Here is a 19,733-nt window from a genome sequence, read left to right as displayed (position 1 = left end):
AACGAAAGAGGAAGGATATTTTATTGATGTTATATAATAACCACTCGGCTTTACGCCGCTTGATGAGCAAGATTTTGATAGGGCTCGAGCGGCTGAAGGCTGTAGACTTGCTTTTATTTGTGGCTGTGATGATGGCGAAGGTTTATCTATTCAATGCCATTCTTGACGTACCAAAAATGAAAATGACCGATAAAGATGCCCTTATCGAGCTCGGAGCCATTTTATTGTTCAGCTTCTGGACTATATGGCTGCCTGCACGCGGACGGATCGTTGCACTTATCGTGTTGAACCTGATCGCATCCTTTGTTTTGTATGCCGATATTATTTATTATCGCTACTTTCAAGATCTGATCTCCGTTCCGGTATTGCTTCAGTTCAGTCAAGTGGACTCCCTAGGCGAGAGTATCGGCACACTTCTCCGAGCGACGGATTTTATTTTGTTCCTTGATTGGATTATCATCATTCCCTTTGCGATTTACGCATTATGGCGAGGGCGGAGTGATCTTCGTCAAGCGAATGAGCATCGTCGCAAGCCTGCTGGCATGCAAAAGGCAATCGTCCGCATCGTTCTAAGCGCTGTGATTTTTGGCATCGGAACATCGCTTGTTTTCACAAACGTAAATGAAGCGAAGCGTACGTGGGGACAAGGTATTTTGGTCGGCAATTGGTGGAATCTGTCCATCTACAACATGACGGGCGCGCTTGGTTTTCATGGCTATGATATGTATCGGTATGTCAAACAACACTGGCTGGATGCGGAGACGGTTACCGCTGAGCAGTATTCGGGTGCAAAAAACTGGATTCAAGAACGCGGCGACCAGCGGAAAACGCTTGAGCAGGATGCTCTATTTGGCGCATATAAAGGCAGCAATGTCATTATGCTTCAGCTCGAAGCTTTCCAAAACTTTATGGTTAACAAATCAATCGGCGGTCAAGAAATTACCCCGAATTTAAACGATTTAATCGAGCAGAGCGCCTATTTCAGTCAATTTTATCAACAAACCGCTCAAGGCAGAACCTCGGATGCCGATTTCATGGCAAACTGCTCCATGCAGCCCGTCACGAACGGCTCGGTTTTCATCCAATATGCACCAAACGAATTCGATTGTATGTCCAGCACCTTGAAAGCAAACGATTATGGGACATCCGTCTTCCACTCTTATGAGGGTGGTTTTTGGAACCGAAATACGATGTACAAAAACATGCAATATGATCAGTTTTACAGCTTAAAGCATTTTCAACTAGATGAAAAAATCGGCTGGGCTCTCGGAGACAAGTCTTTCTTCCGACAATCCTTTGACGTCATTGCCGATCAGAAGCAGCCCTTTTACTCCTTTCTGATCACACTCTCCAGCCATTATCCGTTCACGATGCCGGAAGAGGAGCAAAAGCTTAACCTTGGCGAGCTGGATGGTACATTAATGGGGGATTATTTGCAATCAATTCATTATGTAGACGCCGCGCTCGGTGAGCTGGTTGATCGAATGAAAGCAGAAGGGCTTTGGGATCATACGATTCTCGTCATGTACGGGGATCACGACAACTCAATTAATGACTGGTCGTTGTTTGAGTCTTTCCTTGGCAAACCGCTGAATGATTTAGAGCGTCAAATGATTGTGAAACAGGTACCTCTGCTCATACATTTGCCTAAGAACGAGCATGCAGGAACGTATACGAATGTAGGCGGTCAGCTGGATGTAACGCCTACGATTATGCATCTGCTCGGCATCTCGACGGCTGATCAATATTTAATTGGCATGCCTCTGCTTATGGAAAATCCTCTCCTTGGCAAGAAGGTTGTGCAAAGAAACGGAGCCTTCACTGATGGTACCCTCTACTTTATGCCTTCAGCAGATGGCATCGCTGAGAACGGAGCATGCTGGAACATCCAAGACAATGCATCCATACCAGTCAGCGGCTGCATAAGTGCCTTTGAAGACTCGCGCACCGAGCTGAACATGTCGGATCAAATCGTCATGAACAATCTCATCGCTGACTTCAAGGAGCAAACCGCTACAGAAGCTCGCAGCAGCAATGGGCTTGAGACAGCTGGTCGTTAACGTTGCAGCTTGGTAAGCTATGAAAAAGCAAAACAAAAGAACCTTCAAATCCACATTCAATAGTGGATCTGAAGGTTCTTTTTTATATTCGGTATACTAACATTCCTACACATTTAGCTGCTTTTTATGCTCAGACAGCCAATTTAGCACATCGTCAATCGTGTTCACTGGCACAATGTTGAGATCAAGCGCTCCGCTGCGAGCATCTCCTTCCAGCTCAGCCGGCACAAAAAACACATCCGCATCCGTCCGGCTGATGGCATAAGCCTTTTGCTTGATGCCGCCAATTAATCCAATCGAGCCATCTGCTTCAATTGTACCTGTACCCGCCACCTGATTGCCATACGTAACGCCGCCTGGTGTCAGCTGATCAATAATAGCCAGCGTCAGCATCGCCCCATGAGATGGACCTCCAATATGCGCCATAAAGCGTTTGTAATCGATGTTAAGCGGGATATCGAGAAGCAACTCTGTTTGCACCGAAATGCCGAACACTGCTCGGTATGGCGAATCAGCTGAGGCCTTCGTCTTAACCTCCGTTTGTGTCTGAACCCCTGCTCTCCTTAGCGTAATCTGTACGGACTCGCCAGGCTTTACCGCTTTCTCCATGTAGTCGGTCATCTCGCCAATCGATTTAACCGCTTGCCCATTCATCGCATCAATAATATCGCCAGCTTGCAGCTTCTGCTCGGCTGGACTATCCTTTACGATGGCAACAATTCGAATGCCATCTGGCTTAATTCCGCCTCCAACGCCTGCTTTCTGCATGGCAACAGCTGCTGCAACACGATTGGCATCCGTTTTCATATGAACGACTTGCGTGTACGCTTCTGTCAGCGGCGGTTCATTTTCTGGTATTTTCTCGAAGCTATACATCGGAAGCAGCTTGGCATACAGCCAATCAGCCGGTACGGCCGGCCTCTCGAATACGAGTATGCCGTTTACCGTTCCCCCGCTGTTTTCGCTCTTCTCTACATGCGCATAACGATTCATATTGAGCGTCATCCCTGGGTATGTGACGCGATAGCCGGTAGGGCAGAGCAACACCAATAGAAGCACTATCGTAATCATTAGAGTGACCACCCCGCGCTTTGGCAGCCACAGAGGACTTAGAAGCCTCCTGGGAGCGTTTGAACGATTCCCTCCTATGTTCAATGCCTTCTCCGCTCGCGACCGCTCTAACGCTTCAGTAAGAAGCATATCTACAAACACTAGCGGTGCAGCAGCGCCGATAATCAGCAGCATCTGGAACAGCATCTCTGGCGCAAGCAGCACATAACCTGCTCCGATTATGCCTAGTCCAGCGATTACAAGCCGTACAAGCTGTAAAATAAGTGTCCAGCCTTTTCTTTTCCGCTGCTGCCAAACCCCGAGCAAGGCACCAACCGCCCAGCTAATCGGTATTAGAGCTAATATATTGAACAACCAATCGATCATTTCTATCCACTGTATCCCGCCGGACGTCTTCAGCGGGGCCGGCAGCCAAATGAGCTCTGCTGCAGCCAAACAGACAAGCGCTAGGACTAGTCCAAATAGGTAATAACGTGCTGGCTTCAGCATTCTTTTCCCCCTAAGCTTTCTCAAACGAAGCATATGTATTTCTTTTAGGATAAACAAAGGACCCGGGCGATACACATCGCGGGGTCCTATTTCATTTGCAAATATTGCCGCTGTTCCGAATCAATGCCTCTGTCTCTCATTTCGCCTTTCTCCACGCTTTGGATACGTTCAAGCCACTGCGCTGGGGAATGGTTCATACGACGCGCACGATCGAGCAGCTGCGCATACTGGGCACAATTGTCATACCCGCTAAGCTTGCGGATAACCTGAATATATTCGACGACAAGCTCTCTCGCATCCGCTGCGGTATAGCCGTATTCGGCAGCTAAAGCCTCAGCAATTCCGCGTTCATATAAGCTTAACCTGACCTGTGTTTTCACTTTCATGATACATCCACCTGCTTCCCGTATAAATATGGTAGCCGACTAGTTTCAAATGAGATTCCCACCGTTCGGAGCAAAAAACGACCTGATTGCCGAGCCGCAGCGAATCGAGCTTCCTGCCTTTGCGCGACACTGTAATTTGCTCATAAAACCATTGCTCATCTTTCTTTAATTGTACTGCTTTATGTACGATTTTTCCAGTGTCATTGTCCGCCATAGGACCGATGATGATATCTGGATGTGCATCACAGGGATCAGTACCTTTGACTGCTGCCTTGCGGTGAGCAAGAATAAAGGACGCCCATGCCGGTGAATCGGATAAAAACAAGAGAGGCTCGACCTGTTCCGGTACCGAGGTCAGCTCTACGACAAGCACGCATGGACGACCGCCGTCCCATGACTCCTTTGCTGCCTTATGCGACCACTTGCGTGCTTGCTCAGCCGATATTGTCGTATAAAATCCTTCTCCAAAATCTTTCCCCGGCCGCCAATAGGGTGAATTCAACAGCTTCTGCCCAAATGATTGCACAGTATCGCTTGTGGTTCCATGATATAAAAGCTGAGGCGTCGTTATGTCCACGCTCGCACTCCTTTCGTTTGGCTCCTCGTATGAAAATACAAAGACCCTACGAAATCAAACTGTCGCAGGGTCTTGTCGTGTATGTCGTTCTATAATATTAATATTATTATTTATTTCTTGATATAAGGAATGATCTTCTCGATGACCTCATCCTCTGAAGGCGCCTTAATGTACCTTCCATTAACAAAAATAAATGCATAGCGGGCACAAGGCCCGCAGTACGACTTGCAGCCTACACGAACCTCTGTGTCCGGCGCCAGCTTCTGCAGCTTCGGCAAAATCGATTTGATCTTCGTATGCTTGCATTTGTCGCAAACCATTATATCGTTAGCCATTATTCATCGTCCTGTCTCAACCGAATACGGAAAAATGCTAGTGATCACCGTGGTTGCCCTTGGTTGGATTCGTAACGGCAAAACCTTCTTCAGGCACATAGAAATAATCGATGCGAACGCCGTCCAGAAAAGCATTGTCTTTCTCCAAAATAACATCGATCCCTTTGTCAGTGGATACAACAATATCCTTCTCAGTCGGCTCGTCGATTCCCATACCGTAATGAGCATGGTCGCCGTGCGAATGAGTGACATAAATACGCAGCTTTTTACCTTCGTTTTCAGGCTTGTCCAGCTCTACTTGCAGAACTTTAGCAGCATTTTTTGAAATTTTGCAGTTCATAAATTATCCAGCTCCTCTTATCGTTAGGCCTTTCGGCAATCGTTATTATTTTATATTATACTTGCTCTCCATTCTACGGGCAAACCATTCGGCAAGCACCATCGTAACCGCGATGTCGTCAATCGGCATGAACGGCATGACGTCCRGCAAAACCCAGTAAAGAAAAACAGGCACGGAAAAAATCAGCTTGTCCAGCAGTGAAACATCCTTTGATCGAAGCAGCTGAAAAATACGGACAAACGTACGCTGCCAATGGCGCAGCGACAGCAACTTACGCATGAAATCCCACCTTTGCTGACCTTTTCCGATTAGTATAGCATAAGCATGGCGTAATTAACTACTAGAGGCCAGCGGCCGCTAAAGGCGAAGCGCCTCTAGCAGCAGCGGCTGCAGCTCCACATAAATTTGATCAAAATTACTCATCGGCAGCGGATTTTCGCCATAGCCCGCTTCCACTGTAAAGCCAGGTCTGCGGAACTGATGAATGAACCAGTCCTTATATCCCGCATCGCTGCCTGTCAGCTTTACCGCTTCATATCCACTTGCCTGAGCGAGCCGTTTGGCAAGCTGCTCTGCATTGGCCGGCTCATAATCACGATAATTCCAATAGATTTCCCGCCCCTGCGTATGAAGCGCAAGAACCGCATCGAAACCGATTCTACTCGTAAATTGAGCCATGGCATTCGCCTCCGGCTCACTTAGCGGATACGGTCCTGGATAGTCGCGTGGTCCAGGCCCCTCTACCCCTCTGCGCTTGCACTCCTCTTCCCAAAACGCAGGGAATTGATCATTTAAGTCAACACCTCTAATGTTGGCCTTCCAGTTGCTGAACTGATCGGAGCCGCCATTCCACTCCATTAGCTGTTGATAATAAGGATGCCTCGGCAATGCTCCGTATTGTGCAAGCTCCACACCATCTGGGTTTACCATCGGGACAGCCCATAAAGTCACGTCTTTGCACAAATCCGCCACTTGCTGTCCACCCATTCGCTCCCCGCTGCAATAAGCTGCCGACAAATCAGCAACGAAGCGCATCAGCAGTGCAGAGGTAATCCATTCATTTGCGTGAAAAGAGCCGTTCATATGAATTTGACGCGGGCCGTTGCCGCAGCGGAGCGCCAATAACGGCTTGCCCATTACGCTCTCCCCAATAATATGTGCCGATAAAAACGAGTATCTGCCTGATAGCTGCCGAACACCCTCCACTAAATCAAGATAGCCATACGTTTGTAAGGAGTATATAACCATCGCCCCCAGCTGCATAAATTTGCTCCTATCATGCTATGCATGGTCTTACTTGTCCTATGTAGCAATCAACAAAAAGAAGCCTTGCTTTGTTTAAGCCCGGCTTCAGTTTCTTATTATTTAAATGATATTGGGTATTTGCCAAACTACAGGCGTCAGTTCAATCTGCTTCCCAAGCCACTGCTGAGTAATGGATTGAAACATCCGCGGATCTCCGCTGCAAAAAAATTGATGTACCGTTTCCCTCTGCTCGCTCGCAAGCTGGTCATTGTTTTCCAAAATATTTCTGATCTCGCGTGTCGTCTCGTCCGCTGAGCTGATGAGATTCACGCTCTGACCCATCACCTCGGATATGGTTTCCGCTAGAAAAGGATAATGCGTGCAGCCAAGTATTAACGTATCCATTGGAAAAAGCCGCAAATGCCCAATGGAGCTCTGCACCGTTTCGTACGTTTCAAAGGAGCGAAAATTCCCCTTTTCCACTAGCGGCACAAATCTCGGGCAAGCTTCGCTTATCACTTGCACCTTCGGCGACAACGTCTTTAAAGCTTGCTCATAAGCACCGCTTTTGATCGTTCCCTCTGTGCCGATGACACCAACATAACCCGTAGCTGTAAGGCCGATAGCTGCTCTTGCACCAGGATCAATGACACCAACAACCGGAATCGCGACTCTTGAGCGAATGTCTTCAAGTCCGGCCGCTGTTGCTGTGTTACATGCTATAACAATCATTTTCGGATTAAACTGAATTAAGTAATCGACGATTTCCCTCGTAAAACGAACAATCTCTTCTGAAGAACGCGGTCCATATGGCGTTCGAGCCGTGTCTCCAAAGTAAAGGATTTTTTCTCGCGGCAGTTGGCGCATAACTTCCTTGGCAACGGTGAGGCCGCCAACGCCTGAGTCCAGTATTGCAATCGGTTGCTGCACAAACACACCGCTTTCCTAAACATAATGTGATGAATAGAGACAAAATAGCATATGAATACAGGCACAAAAACGTACCAGTATCTTATCGACATTTCGGACAAGCGGTCTGAAATTTAAAATTGAAAGCTCAATGTAAATGACAAAGGACCGTCAATGACTACGTTACGTAGCATTGACAGTCCTTTTTTGGTTAATCCAGCAATAATGCAGAGGAATAAATGGGGTTCAGCCTTTAGCATTCGGTTTAGATCATCTCGGATCGGGTACATACGTGTAGAAACAATGTGGAGCATTGCATTTGGATTGAAAACAAAAAGGAGGGCGTTCAGATGACAAAAGTGAAATATCCGATCGGCCGTTTACAAGAAAAGGTCGCTCTCATTACCGGGGCAGGCTCTGGTATTGGTAAGGCAGCAGCTTTAAAATTCGCGAAGGAAGGCGCCAATTTGGTTCTGCTTGATGTTAAAGAATCCGCCATGGAGCAAGTATGCCGCCGTGTTCGAGAATACAATGTCGACTGCCTGCCTATTGAAACTGATATTTCCAATGAAGCTCAGCTTGCAGACGCCTATCGACAAACACGCGAGCATTATGGACACCTAGACATTGTATTTGCCAATGCAGGTATTAACGGTGTATTAACACCGATTGAACTGATGGATATCGAAGACTGGAATACGACGCTTCAAGTTAATCTCACCGGTACATTTCTAACTGTAAAACACGCTATCCCTTTGTTAAAGGATAAAGGCGGAAGCATTATTATCACCAGCTCCATAAATGGTAATCGGGTGTTCTCGAATATCGGTTTCAGCGCCTACAGCAGCACGAAGGCTGGACAGGTCGCTTTTGCCAAGATGGCTGCTTTGGAGCTTGCCCAGTACAAAATTCGCGTGAATGCCATCTGCCCCGGAGCTATTGAGACGAATATCGAGCAAAATACAGAGCGTACGCCAGAGCTCGAGAGTGTGTCGATACCCGTTGAATATCCAGAAGGCAGCCAGCCGCTCGAAGATGGGCCCGGCAGCGCGGCTCAAGTGGCCAAGCTTGCATTATTCCTCGCATCTGATGATTCGGACCATGTCTCAGGTACCACTGTTTACATAGACGGAGCAGAATCCTTGCTGCGCGGATAGCTATTAATAAGGATAAATAGAAGACCATATGATAAGGGGCGAACGCCATTGTTTAAAGAATGTTTGCATCATTCATCGGATCTGAAATGGGCATATGCATACGATCGTGATACTTTCCATCTTAGACTCCGCACCAAAAGAAATGACATTGAAGAGGCTGTTGCGGTAACAGGAGATAAATACGACTGGGATCAGCATCATCATGATGTTCCGATGGAAAAAATAGCTGCCGACTCCCTCTTTGATTATTGGGAAGCTGCCATCAAGCCGGAGTTTCGGCGTTTTTCGTACGGCTTTCGTGTACGCAGCGGCGAAGAAACGTTATGGCTCATCGAGAATGGCATCTTTGAGGAGCAGCCCGCCCCAGCTGGCGGATATTTTGAAATTCCTTTTATTCATACGGTCGATTTGTTTGATGCGCCTGAATGGGCAAAGGAAGCTGTTTTCTATCAAATTATGCCCGACCGCTTCGCAAATGGCGATTCGGCCAACGACCCCGAAAACGTACAGCCCTGGGGTGAAGCGCCGAGCGGCGAAAGCCACTTTGGCGGCGACCTGCAAGGCATAATGGATAATCTCAAGCATCTGACGGACCTCGGAGTAACGGCGATTTATTTGACGCCTTTATTTACAGCACCGTCAAATCACAAATATGATACGGTCGATTATATGCAAATCGATCCGCAGTTCGGAGATGCCGAGCAGCTTAAGAAGCTGGTCAGCGCTTGTCATGATCTAAATATCCGAGTTGTCTTGGATGCTGTTTTTAATCATACGAGCGAGCAGTTTCCACCTTTCCAAGACGTGCTGGCAAATGGAGAAAATTCGAAGTACAAGGATTGGTTTCATTTGAATGGCTTCCCTGTAGAGGTCAAAGACGGTACAGCAAATTATGCTACGTTTGGATTTTATGGCAATATGCCGAAGCTGAATACCGCAAATCCGGAAGTAAAACAATTTTTGCTTGATGTTGCTGTGCACTGGATTAAGGAAGCAGATATCGACGGATGGCGGCTCGATGTTGCCAACGAAATTGATCATGCTTTCTGGCGGGATTTCCGTCATGCCGTTAAGGCTGAAAAGCCGGATGCTTTTATTATCGGCGAGGTATGGAGCAATGCGCTTAACTGGCTGCACGGTGATCAGTTTGACTCTTCGATGAATTACCCATTTGCGCAGCACATCTTGGATTTTTTTGCTTCCTCCGAAGGAAAAGCATCTGATTTCGCCGATCAAATCAACCGTTTACTTATGCGATATCCTCAGCAAACCAATGAGGCGATGTTCAACCTTCTATCCAGTCATGACACACCTCGTGCGTCAACTCGTTTAAATGGAGATAAGCAGCGTTTAAAGCAAGCCGTTGTATTCATGATGACTTCTATGGGTATCCCTTGCATCTATTATGGCGACGAGATTGGAATGAATGGCGGCGATGATCCGGACTGCCGCAAATGTATGGAATGGGATGCGGACAAACAGGACCGCGAGCTGTTTGATTTCTACCAGCTCCTCATTGCCCTGCGCAAGCAGCATACCGTTCTTCGTGATGGACGATTCCGCTTCTTATTTGCAGATAACGAACGCGGCGCCTTCATTTATGAACGCTTAAACGCCAAGCAACATTTCACCATCTGGATTAACAATACCGAAGAAACCGTTAAGCTTACGCATCCAATGGAGGCGGACGATTGGAAAGATGCGCTCTCGAATGAAGAAGTAACCACATTCGAAGAGCAGCTTCAGCTTGAGCTCGGCCCGCATGACTTCCGAATTTTGTATAGAAATATCTAATCATTTGAGGGCTTTTGCACCGTCTTGCTGGCGGAGCAAGAGCCCTTTTCACTTATCTATTTCCCCCTTTTTTTCTCCGTATCGGTTTCAAAGTCACGATGAAAGGTTAATGACTCCATATAAGAAACAGAGCCAACACTACTACACTTACTGGTCAGGGGGAAATTGAATTGAAGAACCATACTGAATGTATTGCTATGTTGTTAGCCGGTGGAGAAGGGCGGCGCCTAGCCCCGCTCACAAGTCAGTTTGCCAAACCTGTCGTACCTTTTGGCGATCGCTTCCGAATGATTGATTTTCCACTTAACAATTGTGCAAACTCAAATATTACTACGATTGGCGTGCTTACGCAGTACTGCGCCGAAAGCGTTCATAAATATGTAGATCAATCCACGAACGGCTATCAAACGGATCAAGCGAATAGCGGAGTATCCTTCCTCCCTTCTTCAAGCAAATGTTTAGAGGGCTATGCAGGAACGGCCGATGCTATTTATCAGAACATCGACTTTATCGATGAGAAAGCTCCAGAGCATGTACTTATCCTCTCGGGCGACCACATTTACGAAATGGACTACAAGCCTATGCTTGAATTTCACAAAAATCGCGGCGCAGCCGTTACGATCGCCGTTAAACAAGTTCCTTGGCGCGAGGCAAGCCGCTTCGGCATTTTAGAAACTGATGAACAATTTCGGGTCAATTCCTTTCATGAGAAACCTTCGGATCCTCGCAGCAACTTAGCTTCCATGGGCATTTATTTATTCCGCTGGGCAGACTTGAAAAAAATACTCATTGAAGATGCTGCTTCGGAAGCGTCAACTCATGATTTTGGCAAAGATATTATTCCTGCTCTTCTTTCCTCCAAAACCAATATGATCGCTTATCCTTATAAAGGCTACTGGCGGGATGTCGGCACAATCAACAGCCTATGGGAAGCCAACATGGACCTGCTGGATGGCGAGCTAAAGCTTGGTGTAGCCAAGTGGCCAGCTCAGTCCGGAACAAACCAGTCTAGCGAAAAGCCTTACTTAAGCCCCGAAGCATCAATTACCGACTCCATCCTCCACCCCGCTTGCGCTGTGGAAGCAGAAGTAACACGCTCCATCATTTGCTCAGGCGTTACGATTGGCGTAAACAGCGAAATTTATGAGAGCATCATCATGCCGGGAGCCAGAATTGGAAGAAATGTTACGCTCCATCGCGCCATTATCGGTGAAGGTGCTATCATTCATGACGGCGCGTTCATCGGTCGATTAGATGATGAAATTTCTGTAGTAGGGCCAGGTGAAGCCATTACCGCAACTTCACCATCGATGAACGACTACAATATGGAGCCGCTCGCAAGCTTGCTTCGTCCCGTATCCAATTACGTTCACAACCATATTGTTGGCTAACCCCTATCCATACACGTGAATAAAAAAACAAACGGCAGGAGACTTCGCTCCCTGCCGTTTGCCTTTTTGTATTATACGAGTGAACCATTTTACCCATTGTCTAATTTACGTATGTTGCATCTATCGTTAAGTCTCTATTGTTCCTTTGCTGTAGCAGCTTCTGTTTCTCCGGCTTCTACTGCTTCAATTGCACTTGCTGCTTGCTCATTGCCCTCTTCTGTAAAAGCAATATCGCCACTAACCGCTTCTGTTTCCTCTGTACCCTTGTTGCGGCCTCTTACCGTGCTTACAACGCTGCTTGCCGCTTGTTTCGTACGATCGGCAATTTGAATCGCTTGGCCGCTGATCTGTTTAGCAATACGGCCCGTCGTATCGCCTACTTGACCTGCAACTCTAACCGTCGTTTCTCCAACCTTCTGCGCGCCTGTTGAAATATCCTGACGCAATTCCTTGCCCGGCTTCGGTGCTAGCAACAATGCAGCAATCGAGCCTACAACACCTCCAGCTAATGCGCCGAGAAAAAATCCTTTTGTTTGTTTACGTGTTGTCATTGTTTTTGCTCCTTTCGTGTTTAGCGTGCTCTTCGACCTTAGCACCTTGACTTAAGATTCCGATTCGAATACAGGTCCATGCTCATCTTCGGCAGTCGTTGCTGCCTTTCGGCTAGTTTGCCACAGCTGCCATGCCGCCATCCCTAGCTCTGCCCATTCAAGCGCCTCACCGACTTGACGCTTCGTCTCGTGCCGCTTCGCATGCTGCTCAGCCGACTCCGATAATATAGACGTTACCCGCTCAACCGTCGATGTCGTGTGGGCAATTGCTCCGCCGACCTGCCCTGCCGCTTCAAATAGCTTGCTCATGGCTTGCAGCTGACGGTGTACCGCGCGAATCGCTTCCTCGGTCGGCTGCACAAGCCCGCCAATCTCAGCGGATAACTTACTGAGGTCCTGCCTCATAACCTCCGCTTCAGCCTGCACTTGCTTCACTCTGCTTAGCGCCGACCGCAAGGCAATGAGTATACCGCCAACTAGAATGACAAATGCTCCAGCAACTACCGCTGCGCTCCACATCATGACCATGCCTGCATCCCTCCTCCTCTATCAATTGCAGGATCATACGTATATGCTCCTAGACGAATGCCCACTTGCGTAATGACAGTATAAGCAGCATGGGCTTGTCATGACACAACCGAAATAAAAATGATAAAGCATCACTGCTTTCTCCACATTGGCAACAAAAAAAGGCTGCCTCAGCAAATCTTCTCCGATTTGCAAAGACAACCTCTATTTATTTCATCAACCGATATGGTAGCTGCACTTGCCGCCGCCCTTCGCCAAACATTCCGTTCGTTCAACAGGCACGTCAAGCAGCGATTTAAACAAGGAGAGCTCACATTTGCAAGCTTGCAAATATTTGCCGGCTACTTGAGCAATCGGACAATTATACTCATACAACATATAGCTGCCATCGCTTTGTGGTTCCACTTCAGCCATATACCCTCCAGCGTTCTGAATCGCTGCGAGCTCACTCACCTTTTGCTCCAAGCTCTTGCCCGCCATCCGCGGCTCATAACGCTCGAGCAGCTTGTTCTTGCGTCCATCAAACATCCGGTCAATAAGCGCTGCGGTATCCGGGTCATCAGCGAGCTCGCCCAGCAAGTCGAGTGCGAGCATATGATAATTTTTTGGGAAAAGCTCATCCGCCTCAGCTGTCAGCTCATACGCATGGAGCGGTCTGCCCATGGCTTGCCGCACCGATACGATATTCACGCTGCCTTCGCTCTCTAGTGCATACATATGCCGCCTGATTGCCATTTCTGTTAGTCCGAGCTCGCTTGACAAGGAACCAGCATTCAATCTGCCACCTGTTTTCAGCAGCATCAATATGCGCTCTCGCGTGGAATGATCGCCGCGCGAAGCTGCCGTTATATCTGATGCACTTGCCGTTTTCATCCGCTTCAACCCTTCACCACCTTTGCAGGCTTGATAGCGTCATTGTAACGTATTTTTAGTTTTTCGTAAATCAAGCGTAAAACAATCATAAAGTCATAATCTATGCTTGCTCTGCAATCGTAATGGTTTACATGCAAATAGCAAAAACGCCTACAGCTCGCGTTCTAAATAATCATCAATCGATTGCTTAAAGGCAGGCAGCAGAGTAGTAAGCGTCTTCGTAAGCGGATGAAGCTCAGTTCTCGGCCAAACATAATAGTCCTGCACTAACGGCTTCCGAAGCTTCACCAGCTCCGTCAGCGTCGCCTGCATTTCAAGCGGAAACGCGCCTGCCTCGCCAGTAATATCGATGATGTCCTCATAGCTGCTCGCATCCCGCAAAATAAACCCGTCGATCAAGAAGCTGCCAACATCTGTTACGGTTTCAATAGCCAGATGCAGCGCTCTTTCCTGCGCCAGCCCCTCCAGCACCGTTCCCTGCCAATTAGCGGCAAGCGAGTCCAGCGCCGAAGCAATTTCAGTAATCGAATTCAACCTTACCGCTATTTGTTCACGATTCACATAATACATCAATCAGTCGCCCGCTTTCAGCCTTGCTTCTTTTTTTTCCCTTTGCGTTTCAGCCACGCCACCATAATAATGCTGCTAAATATGATAACAAGCAAATAAGTAAATATTTCGTATACATCCCTCATGTCGCTCATAACTGCTCAACCTGCCTCTCAGCTTTCAAAATCAACGCTGACGGAAGCTTCACGAACTTGCATCATGTGTTCAATAACTTTTTTATGTACAGGATGCACTTGATACACTTCTAGCGCTTCCAAAGATTCGAACTTCGTAATAAGAGCGATATCGTAAGAACGCTCCGAATGCACAACGTCCACGCCAACCTCAATCGACTTTAATACATCGATTTGCCCTTCCATATCCCTAAGCACTTGTGCGGTACGCGCTACGCTCTCTGCGCTGCCATCTTTTAATTTAAAAAATACGATATGAGTAAGCATTATTTAGTTCCTCCTCTAATATTGACGCATAACTTTTGTCTATTTGTCACATAATAACCTATGCAGTCGCATTACGGCAATCTTTAACACGAAGGGGCTCGGTGTACGTTATGCGCTATCCGGTTACAATTGTTGCAACAATTATTGGACTAGCTATCTGCTTGTTCAACTCCACGGGTTACGACCCGCACAATCTTGTTTTCTTCATGTTTAGCATTCCCGCATGGGTCGTTGATTTATTTGTTGACGTGCACGAGGTTAACGTCTTGCTCATGTATGTGCTTACTGTTGCTACATGGGCGCTGCTTGGCTTTCTCGCCGACGTTCTAATCGTACGCAGTCGTGATAAAGAGCATCATCCTCGTTCAGCACGATAGCTTTATTTTAGGCAAAAAGGAGCCTTTCGGCTCCTTTCTCATTTCTACAGCACATGAATCAATTACGCACTAGGCTGCTTCAACCACTAAAGTCGATTCCATCGTTGTGTGTCCTTGACCGCATGGAATGGAACAATAGATTCTGTAAGTACCTGGCTCTTTAAATTCCAAATCTGTTTCCGGGTGATCGTTATCCAAAGCTACTTGAAGCTCGTCAATATGCATCCCGTGGATACCGCTTTTGTTGGAAAGTTTTAGTCTAACTTTGTCTCCAACTTTAACTTTGTACTCTTTTTGATCAAATACAAAATCGTTGGACGCTACAACCTTCAATAAAGTCATGCCCTCTGGCAACGAGGCAGACTCATCAACCGGCTTAGCTGGCAGTGCGAATGTGAGCAAATATAAGCCCAGCAAAGACGCCGCTGCGAATACAGTAAACATAATCCACTTATGCATTGCTATGTGCTCCCCTTTGCGATCATAATGTCTACCTCTTATATTACATAAGATCGTCCGAAGTTCTCAACCTTAAACTACGGAAAGCTGAAAAGTTTTTTTGTTATTTTGACAAAACCATGAACAATTACAAAATTAGCTGGACAAATACTGTTTTAACACCCGTTCAGACTCCGCTTTTACAAAGCCCCACAGCATAAAAAAACGATGATGGTACCCTCTGCACACATATTCGGCATGCAAACCATCGGCTTCGCGCTTCTCCTCATACACCTTTATTCCTGTTTCGCGGAATTTCCTTCTAATTCCAGCGAGGTCAAGCAGCACCCGATCCTGCATGCCGCGCATCATCGATTCATAAAACCGCGGCAGTTTAATGGCTGAAGTGCCGATCACACGTATATCATGATCCAAAATACGCATAACAATGCCAAGCAAAACGTACTGCTTCACCAGCACAAGCTCTTCCTCGGTCTGTATCGGTGGATTAGCTGCCATTCTGACTTTTCCGCGGGCTTCTTCCTCTTTAGCGGCCATTGCCACCCCTCCAAATAAGAACGTTTGTTCTTATTATAGCGAGGAGCGAGGATTTGATGCAAGTTAATTTACTATTACCCAAAAGTTAACTTTTAATCCTGCTTGGCACGACTGTTTGTGAGTCATTGATTCGTATCCGTTGCATGACATAGGCATAAATCAATTTTTACCAAACCCAATGTAATGCAACATGCTTTCATTATGTACGTCTTCATATTACCATAGTAAAATCACGAAATTCAAAGTCAACTAACCTGCTTCTCCCAAACCAAACAACCCCTATAAATACAAAAGGAACCATCGCTGTAATTCGCGTGATTCCTTCGGTGTTTCTTATTCAGCTTCGCCTGCTTCTCCTGCAAAGTAGGTGTACGTTTGATCGTTGGATTGACGCCCAGCCAGCTGCCCCGCAGTGCATCCGGCGTCATGCGCCCTTGCTGCGCCAGCTTCTGCCTTGCTTTTCTCGCCTTGCTAATAGACATTAGTAATGCCTCCCAAAAAAAGTATTATAAAGCAGCACCGCCGAGCAAGTATACATTTAGCTTCCTGCGGCTCGCTTCCTCCTATTATACGATGAAAACGTCCTTTGCGAAAGACGCTAACGTGCGTGCAATAATTCAAACTCCTTGCGCAGCATCGTAAATACAAGCAGCTCAATAAAATTCCCATCCTCAAACTCAAATTCCCTTGGCTGACTATCCTGTTTGAAACCGAGCTTACAGAGCAAGTTGATCGATGCAGTGTTTGACGGATCTACCTTTGCCTCGATGCAATGGAGCTTCATGCTGTTGAAGCCAAAAGCGATAATGGGCGCCGCTACCTCACTCATAATCCCTTTCCGCCAGTAGTTTGGAGATAGATCATAACCTAAATCCGTACGCGCATGCTCCTTCAAGTAATGTAAAAACCCACAGGTGCCGATTACTTTACCCGAGCTCTTCTCTTCAATTATCCATCTGATGCCTATTTGTAGAGCATAAATCTCCAAATGCCAATTCATTTCCTGCCATGCCTCGTCTTCTGCCGAGAAAGGCAGCAGCGGTGTATATTTGACAACATCATCATTGGAATAGAGCTCAAACAATTCATGCACATCCCGCTGCTCTGTTTTTCGCAAAATAAAACGATCCGTCTCTATTCGCGGAAACGTCTGAAATGAGAATGACGCACCCATCTATTCAACCCCTTTTCCCATCATACAAACACGTAAAATACATAATCTTTCCCTTGCATCATAAGCTTGAAAAATGAGCCTTGCATGTGAACTTGCCATATAATCACGTTTGCGGGAGGAAAATAATGCATGTTAAATCCAAATGAACACAGCCGCGAAGAAGCACGCTTCTTCACATCGACTGATCCGAGGATAGATACGCTTATCTATCCTTTGCCTGAAACCTGGTGGAGCCGTCCCTATGAGTATGAATGGTGCCGAACGCTCATTTCACCAAATGATATCGTACTGGATGCAGCCTGCGGCATTTCGCACCCATTAAAATTTTATTTGGGTGGCGTTTGCAAGGAGGTGCATGCTTGCGATTTCGATGCGCGCATTAGCTCGTGGGAGGCTATTTCTCAGGAAGTTATTCAGGACGTAGGACAGCCAGCTCTCCAGTTAATAACCAACCACCAGGGTTGGTCCAAGGTTCAATATGCTCAGGCAAGTATAACTGACCTTCCTTATGAGGATAATTATTTTGACATCATCTTCTGTATTTCTGTGCTTGAGCATCTAAGACATGTAGATCAGGACCTCAGCTTAAAAGAATTCGCAAGAACAGTGAAACCAGGAGGCCAGATCGCGCTAACCTTCGATTATCCGACCGTTGACTTGCAGCAGCTCAAACGCGCCGCCGAATCCGCAGGACTCACATATGGCGGCGAATTTGAGGCGACGCCCAGATCTACTGCAATTAGTTCAAATATGTGGGGAACGTTATATTGCTTTAGAGTACTGTTAAACAAACCAGTATGATTTTCTATTTAGGATGAATGGCGTATGGAGCAGAGCAGCCTTAACCGAACAACTAATCCTCTCGTCCGCTTAATGGCTTATTGTCGTAAACCGTTGTTCGGTTTCTGCCTGTTTCCTTCGAGCGATAAAGCGCTTGATCCGCCATTTCAATTATTTCCTTCGCATCCTTCGCCTTCCCACTCGACATTGAAATGCCGATTGAAACGTAGATTGGACTGCCAGTCGGACTCGCGCCAGCAGCGATTCCTTCTCTAAGCCGCTCCGCAATATTGGTTGCCGTAGGAATGCTTCCTAGCTTAACCAGTATGCCAAACTCTTCACCGCCGTAGCGGAAGCTAAGATCGTGACTTCTGGAAAATGCTTTTATTTGCGCAGCTGTATAGATTAATACTTCATCTCCTATAAGATGCCCGTGCTGATCGTTAATTTTTTTGAAATGGTCAACATCCAGCAGTATAAGCGCAAACGGTATATCCTCGGCAATCCACTCCTGAATGGTCAAATCAAATGTTTTCCTATTCGCAAGTCCCGTAAGCCCATCCAATCGAATTTCCTTGTTCAGTAAATTAAAATGGTTATTTATACTTTGATTAAGCTGTCTCACTTCATAGATGTAAGAATTTGTTTTGGGCATTTTGGAACGTATCGCCTTTGTTGATAAAATCGCTTCCTCTGAGAAAGCAGCTAGTTCAAATAGAGGCTTCGATATTAAATGGGAAACATACCACGCAAGCAGCAGGATTACGATAAATAACGGGAGAAATTGCAGCAGTATACTCCATATCAATTCATTTAACGGCTTATCAATAATTGAAGCAGGCGTTTGTGCTACGATGGCCCAACCGGTTATCGACTCGTTCGCATAACCCGCAAAATAACGATTCTGCTTTGAATTAACGATCTCCTGCGATCCGCTATGGCCAGCTAACGCCTTATTAATAACCTCATTTGAAGCAATTATTTCATTAATTCGCTGATGGTCCGGATGGAAAATAAGGCGGCCTTGCTTATCTGCTACGTAGACGTAAGATCCGTTTCCGTAAAAATGTTCGTTGAGCAATTTGCTAAGCGCGTTGCTCTCGCTCAAATAAATGGTTCCAGCTACAAAACCTTCATATTCGCCTTGTTCATTAAATATGGGTGAAGAAATTAGCATAAGAAGCTGGTTCGTTGTTGTCCCCACATAAGGCTCTGAAATAAGCGGGCGTTTCTGTTCAACCGCTTGCTTCGATGCGTAAGAGTTCAGCACTGCCCCTGCCTTGACTCCTCCGTTTGACAAACTAGATAACATCACTTTACGATTGGAATCCACAATGATAATCGCATTAAAATATTGCTCATTCGCATCGTACCAGCTATCCAATTCCTTTTGCGATATATTTTGTATGCCTGCTCTTGCCGCTATGGCATCAACATTGTTGCTAATAATATCCAATAATTCTTTCGTATTAGAGGACAGCTTTTGCGCATATTGATAATTGCTTTCCAAATAACCCGACGTTAGTGAAGTCTTATTTGTCGTCCATGCAAAATAACCGCCGATGATGGCGGTTAAGATAACAGAGCCGATTACGAACAGCCCCAAGACGAATCGAAGTTTTAAGCCTTTGCGTGTACCCACAGTTGTTCCTTCTCTCGTTGCCAAAGTACAGCCTTATTTTAGCGTATA

General features: G+C 46.5%; 24 protein-coding genes. 6 read left to right on the top strand and 18 right to left on the bottom strand.

Annotated features, from left to right (window positions below):
* The first annotated feature begins 26 nt into the window (after positions 1-26).
* Positions 27-2,060 carry an LTA synthase family protein gene (locus AB4Z50_RS18160; protein WP_441881082.1) on the top strand — a complete coding sequence of 678 codons (2,034 nt, stop codon included), beginning with the start codon at positions 27-29 and terminating at the stop codon, positions 2,058-2,060.
* Positions 2,061-2,165: 105 nt separating this feature from the next.
* On the opposite strand, the gene AB4Z50_RS18155 is transcribed toward AB4Z50_RS18160, so the two are convergent.
* The 8 genes from AB4Z50_RS18155 to racE all read right to left on the bottom strand — a co-directional run bounded on the left by AB4Z50_RS18155 (position 2,166) and on the right by racE (position 7,433).
* Positions 2,166-3,620, bottom strand: a complete 1,455-nt coding sequence (locus AB4Z50_RS18155) for a PDZ domain-containing protein (protein WP_441880997.1) — start codon at positions 3,618-3,620, stop codon at positions 2,166-2,168.
* Positions 3,621-3,706: 86 nt separating this feature from the next.
* Positions 3,707-4,006 carry a hypothetical protein gene (locus AB4Z50_RS18150; RefSeq protein WP_076266793.1) on the bottom strand — a complete coding sequence of 100 codons (300 nt, stop codon included), beginning with the start codon at positions 4,004-4,006 and terminating at the stop codon, positions 3,707-3,709.
* The gene (locus AB4Z50_RS18145) at positions 3,969-4,583 is read right to left on the bottom strand and encodes a DUF3990 domain-containing protein (RefSeq protein WP_076266792.1); all 615 of its coding nucleotides are present in this window, start codon (positions 4,581-4,583) and stop codon (positions 3,969-3,971) included. Before AB4Z50_RS18145 ends, AB4Z50_RS18150 begins: the two co-directional genes overlap by 38 nt.
* Before the next feature lie 110 nt (positions 4,584-4,693).
* A complete protein-coding gene (locus tag AB4Z50_RS18140) occupies positions 4,694-4,918 on the bottom strand; it encodes a DUF1450 domain-containing protein (protein WP_076266791.1) in 225 nt (74 codons plus the stop codon).
* Between the two features lie 37 nt (positions 4,919-4,955).
* Positions 4,956-5,258, bottom strand: coding sequence for an iron-sulfur cluster assembly accessory protein (locus AB4Z50_RS18135; RefSeq protein ID WP_339203589.1), 303 nt, complete (start codon positions 5,256-5,258; stop codon positions 4,956-4,958).
* Between the two features lie 45 nt (positions 5,259-5,303).
* The gene (locus tag AB4Z50_RS18130; RefSeq protein ID WP_441880996.1) at positions 5,304-5,537 is read right to left on the bottom strand and encodes a hypothetical protein; all 234 of its coding nucleotides are present in this window, start codon (positions 5,535-5,537) and stop codon (positions 5,304-5,306) included.
* Positions 5,538-5,615: 78 nt separating this feature from the next.
* Positions 5,616-6,521 carry a M14 family metallopeptidase gene (locus tag AB4Z50_RS18125; protein ID WP_339203591.1) on the bottom strand — a complete coding sequence of 302 codons (906 nt, stop codon included), beginning with the start codon at positions 6,519-6,521 and terminating at the stop codon, positions 5,616-5,618.
* 102 nt (positions 6,522-6,623) lie between these two features.
* On the bottom strand, positions 6,624-7,433 hold the full coding sequence (racE, locus tag AB4Z50_RS18120; protein ID WP_441880995.1) for a glutamate racemase: 810 nt from the start codon (positions 7,431-7,433) through the stop codon (positions 6,624-6,626).
* 329 nt (positions 7,434-7,762) lie between these two features.
* On the opposite strand from racE, the gene AB4Z50_RS18115 reads away from it, so the two are divergent.
* The 3 genes from AB4Z50_RS18115 (at position 7,763) to AB4Z50_RS18105 (ending at position 11,754) form a co-directional block, all read left to right on the top strand.
* Entirely contained in the window at positions 7,763-8,569 is an 807-nt protein-coding gene (locus AB4Z50_RS18115) for an SDR family oxidoreductase (protein ID WP_441880994.1), read from the top strand.
* A 48-nt stretch (positions 8,570-8,617) separates the two neighbouring features.
* The gene (locus AB4Z50_RS18110; protein WP_441880993.1) at positions 8,618-10,363 is read left to right on the top strand and encodes an alpha-glycosidase; all 1,746 of its coding nucleotides are present in this window, start codon (positions 8,618-8,620) and stop codon (positions 10,361-10,363) included.
* 170 nt (positions 10,364-10,533) lie between these two features.
* On the top strand, positions 10,534-11,754 hold the full coding sequence (locus AB4Z50_RS18105) for a sugar phosphate nucleotidyltransferase (RefSeq protein ID WP_441880992.1): 1,221 nt from the start codon (positions 10,534-10,536) through the stop codon (positions 11,752-11,754).
* A gap of 134 nt (positions 11,755-11,888) precedes the next feature.
* On the opposite strand, the gene AB4Z50_RS18100 is transcribed toward AB4Z50_RS18105, so the two are convergent.
* The 5 genes from AB4Z50_RS18100 to AB4Z50_RS18080 form a co-directional block, all read right to left on the bottom strand.
* Positions 11,889-12,305 carry a YtxH domain-containing protein gene (locus AB4Z50_RS18100; RefSeq protein WP_441880991.1) on the bottom strand — a complete coding sequence of 139 codons (417 nt, stop codon included), beginning with the start codon at positions 12,303-12,305 and terminating at the stop codon, positions 11,889-11,891.
* A gap of 51 nt (positions 12,306-12,356) precedes the next feature.
* Entirely contained in the window at positions 12,357-12,833 is a 477-nt protein-coding gene (locus AB4Z50_RS18095) for a DUF948 domain-containing protein (protein ID WP_339203601.1), read from the bottom strand.
* 216 nt (positions 12,834-13,049) lie between these two features.
* On the bottom strand, positions 13,050-13,706 hold the full coding sequence (locus tag AB4Z50_RS18090; RefSeq protein WP_339209688.1) for a helix-turn-helix transcriptional regulator: 657 nt from the start codon (positions 13,704-13,706) through the stop codon (positions 13,050-13,052).
* Positions 13,707-13,856: 150 nt separating this feature from the next.
* On the bottom strand, positions 13,857-14,276 hold the full coding sequence (locus AB4Z50_RS18085; RefSeq protein WP_441881081.1) for a DUF86 domain-containing protein: 420 nt from the start codon (positions 14,274-14,276) through the stop codon (positions 13,857-13,859).
* A gap of 152 nt (positions 14,277-14,428) precedes the next feature.
* On the bottom strand, positions 14,429-14,716 hold the full coding sequence (locus tag AB4Z50_RS18080; protein ID WP_339203604.1) for a Dabb family protein: 288 nt from the start codon (positions 14,714-14,716) through the stop codon (positions 14,429-14,431).
* A gap of 110 nt (positions 14,717-14,826) precedes the next feature.
* Between AB4Z50_RS18080 and AB4Z50_RS18075 the strand changes: the two genes are divergently transcribed.
* Positions 14,827-15,093, top strand: coding sequence for a hypothetical protein (locus tag AB4Z50_RS18075; protein WP_076266782.1), 267 nt, complete (start codon positions 14,827-14,829; stop codon positions 15,091-15,093).
* 69 nt (positions 15,094-15,162) lie between these two features.
* On the opposite strand, the gene AB4Z50_RS18070 is transcribed toward AB4Z50_RS18075, so the two are convergent.
* From AB4Z50_RS18070 to AB4Z50_RS18055, 4 genes are all read right to left on the bottom strand, one after another.
* A complete protein-coding gene (locus AB4Z50_RS18070) occupies positions 15,163-15,552 on the bottom strand; it encodes a cytochrome C oxidase subunit II (RefSeq protein WP_441880990.1) in 390 nt (129 codons plus the stop codon).
* Positions 15,553-15,687: 135 nt separating this feature from the next.
* Positions 15,688-16,089, bottom strand: a complete 402-nt coding sequence (locus tag AB4Z50_RS18065) for a hypothetical protein (protein WP_083681694.1) — start codon at positions 16,087-16,089, stop codon at positions 15,688-15,690.
* Between the two features lie 245 nt (positions 16,090-16,334).
* Positions 16,335-16,571 carry a hypothetical protein gene (locus AB4Z50_RS18060; protein ID WP_441880989.1) on the bottom strand — a complete coding sequence of 79 codons (237 nt, stop codon included), beginning with the start codon at positions 16,569-16,571 and terminating at the stop codon, positions 16,335-16,337.
* A gap of 116 nt (positions 16,572-16,687) precedes the next feature.
* On the bottom strand, positions 16,688-17,263 hold the full coding sequence (locus AB4Z50_RS18055; protein WP_441880988.1) for a GNAT family N-acetyltransferase: 576 nt from the start codon (positions 17,261-17,263) through the stop codon (positions 16,688-16,690).
* 129 nt (positions 17,264-17,392) lie between these two features.
* Between AB4Z50_RS18055 and AB4Z50_RS18050 the strand changes: the two genes are divergently transcribed.
* The gene (locus tag AB4Z50_RS18050) at positions 17,393-18,064 is read left to right on the top strand and encodes a class I SAM-dependent methyltransferase (RefSeq protein ID WP_441880987.1); all 672 of its coding nucleotides are present in this window, start codon (positions 17,393-17,395) and stop codon (positions 18,062-18,064) included.
* Positions 18,065-18,116: 52 nt separating this feature from the next.
* Here AB4Z50_RS18050 and AB4Z50_RS18045 read toward each other — a convergent pair whose 3' ends face one another.
* Entirely contained in the window at positions 18,117-19,685 is a 1,569-nt protein-coding gene (locus AB4Z50_RS18045; protein ID WP_441880986.1) for a sensor domain-containing diguanylate cyclase, read from the bottom strand.
* Between the last annotated feature and the right edge of the window lie 48 nt (positions 19,686-19,733).

It is taken from the genome of Paenibacillus sp. 2TAB26, from assembly GCF_052115145.1.
Taxonomy (GTDB): domain Bacteria; phylum Bacillota; class Bacilli; order Paenibacillales; family Paenibacillaceae; genus Pristimantibacillus.
The sequence above is the reverse complement of the archived record's forward strand: the minus strand, read 5'-3'. Positions and strand labels throughout refer to the sequence as shown.

Excerpts from the sequence above, each read along its gene's own strand:
- AB4Z50_RS18125 (WP_339203591.1), bottom strand. The coding sequence starts at position 6,521 with ATGCAGCTGGGGGCGATGGTTATATACTCCTTACAAACGTATGGCTAT.
- AB4Z50_RS18150 (WP_076266793.1), bottom strand. The coding sequence starts at position 4,006 with ATGAAAGTGAAAACACAGGTCAGGTTAAGCTTATATGAACGCGGAATT.
- AB4Z50_RS18135 (WP_339203589.1), bottom strand. The coding sequence starts at position 5,258 with ATGAACTGCAAAATTTCAAAAAATGCTGCTAAAGTTCTGCAAGTAGAG.
- AB4Z50_RS18075 (WP_076266782.1), top strand. The coding sequence starts at position 14,827 with ATGCGCTATCCGGTTACAATTGTTGCAACAATTATTGGACTAGCTATC.
- AB4Z50_RS18160 (WP_441881082.1), top strand. The coding sequence starts at position 27 with ATGTTATATAATAACCACTCGGCTTTACGCCGCTTGATGAGCAAGATT.
- AB4Z50_RS18065 (WP_083681694.1), bottom strand. The coding sequence starts at position 16,089 with ATGGCCGCTAAAGAGGAAGAAGCCCGCGGAAAAGTCAGAATGGCAGCT.
- AB4Z50_RS18090 (WP_339209688.1), bottom strand. The coding sequence starts at position 13,706 with ATGAAAACGGCAAGTGCATCAGATATAACGGCAGCTTCGCGCGGCGAT.
- AB4Z50_RS18070 (WP_441880990.1), bottom strand. The coding sequence starts at position 15,552 with ATGCATAAGTGGATTATGTTTACTGTATTCGCAGCGGCGTCTTTGCTG.
- AB4Z50_RS18095 (WP_339203601.1), bottom strand. The coding sequence starts at position 12,833 with ATGGTCATGATGTGGAGCGCAGCGGTAGTTGCTGGAGCATTTGTCATT.
- AB4Z50_RS18115 (WP_441880994.1), top strand. The coding sequence starts at position 7,763 with ATGACAAAAGTGAAATATCCGATCGGCCGTTTACAAGAAAAGGTCGCT.
- AB4Z50_RS18060 (WP_441880989.1), bottom strand. The coding sequence starts at position 16,571 with ATGTCTATTAGCAAGGCGAGAAAAGCAAGGCAGAAGCTGGCGCAGCAA.
- AB4Z50_RS18085 (WP_441881081.1), bottom strand. The coding sequence starts at position 14,276 with ATGTATTATGTGAATCGTGAACAAATAGCGGTAAGGTTGAATTCGATT.
- AB4Z50_RS18050 (WP_441880987.1), top strand. The coding sequence starts at position 17,393 with ATGTTAAATCCAAATGAACACAGCCGCGAAGAAGCACGCTTCTTCACA.
- AB4Z50_RS18080 (WP_339203604.1), bottom strand. The coding sequence starts at position 14,716 with ATGCTTACTCATATCGTATTTTTTAAATTAAAAGATGGCAGCGCAGAG.
- AB4Z50_RS18140 (WP_076266791.1), bottom strand. The coding sequence starts at position 4,918 with ATGGCTAACGATATAATGGTTTGCGACAAATGCAAGCATACGAAGATC.
- AB4Z50_RS18055 (WP_441880988.1), bottom strand. The coding sequence starts at position 17,263 with ATGGGTGCGTCATTCTCATTTCAGACGTTTCCGCGAATAGAGACGGAT.
- AB4Z50_RS18100 (WP_441880991.1), bottom strand. The coding sequence starts at position 12,305 with ATGACAACACGTAAACAAACAAAAGGATTTTTTCTCGGCGCATTAGCT.
- AB4Z50_RS18155 (WP_441880997.1), bottom strand. The coding sequence starts at position 3,620 with ATGCTGAAGCCAGCACGTTATTACCTATTTGGACTAGTCCTAGCGCTT.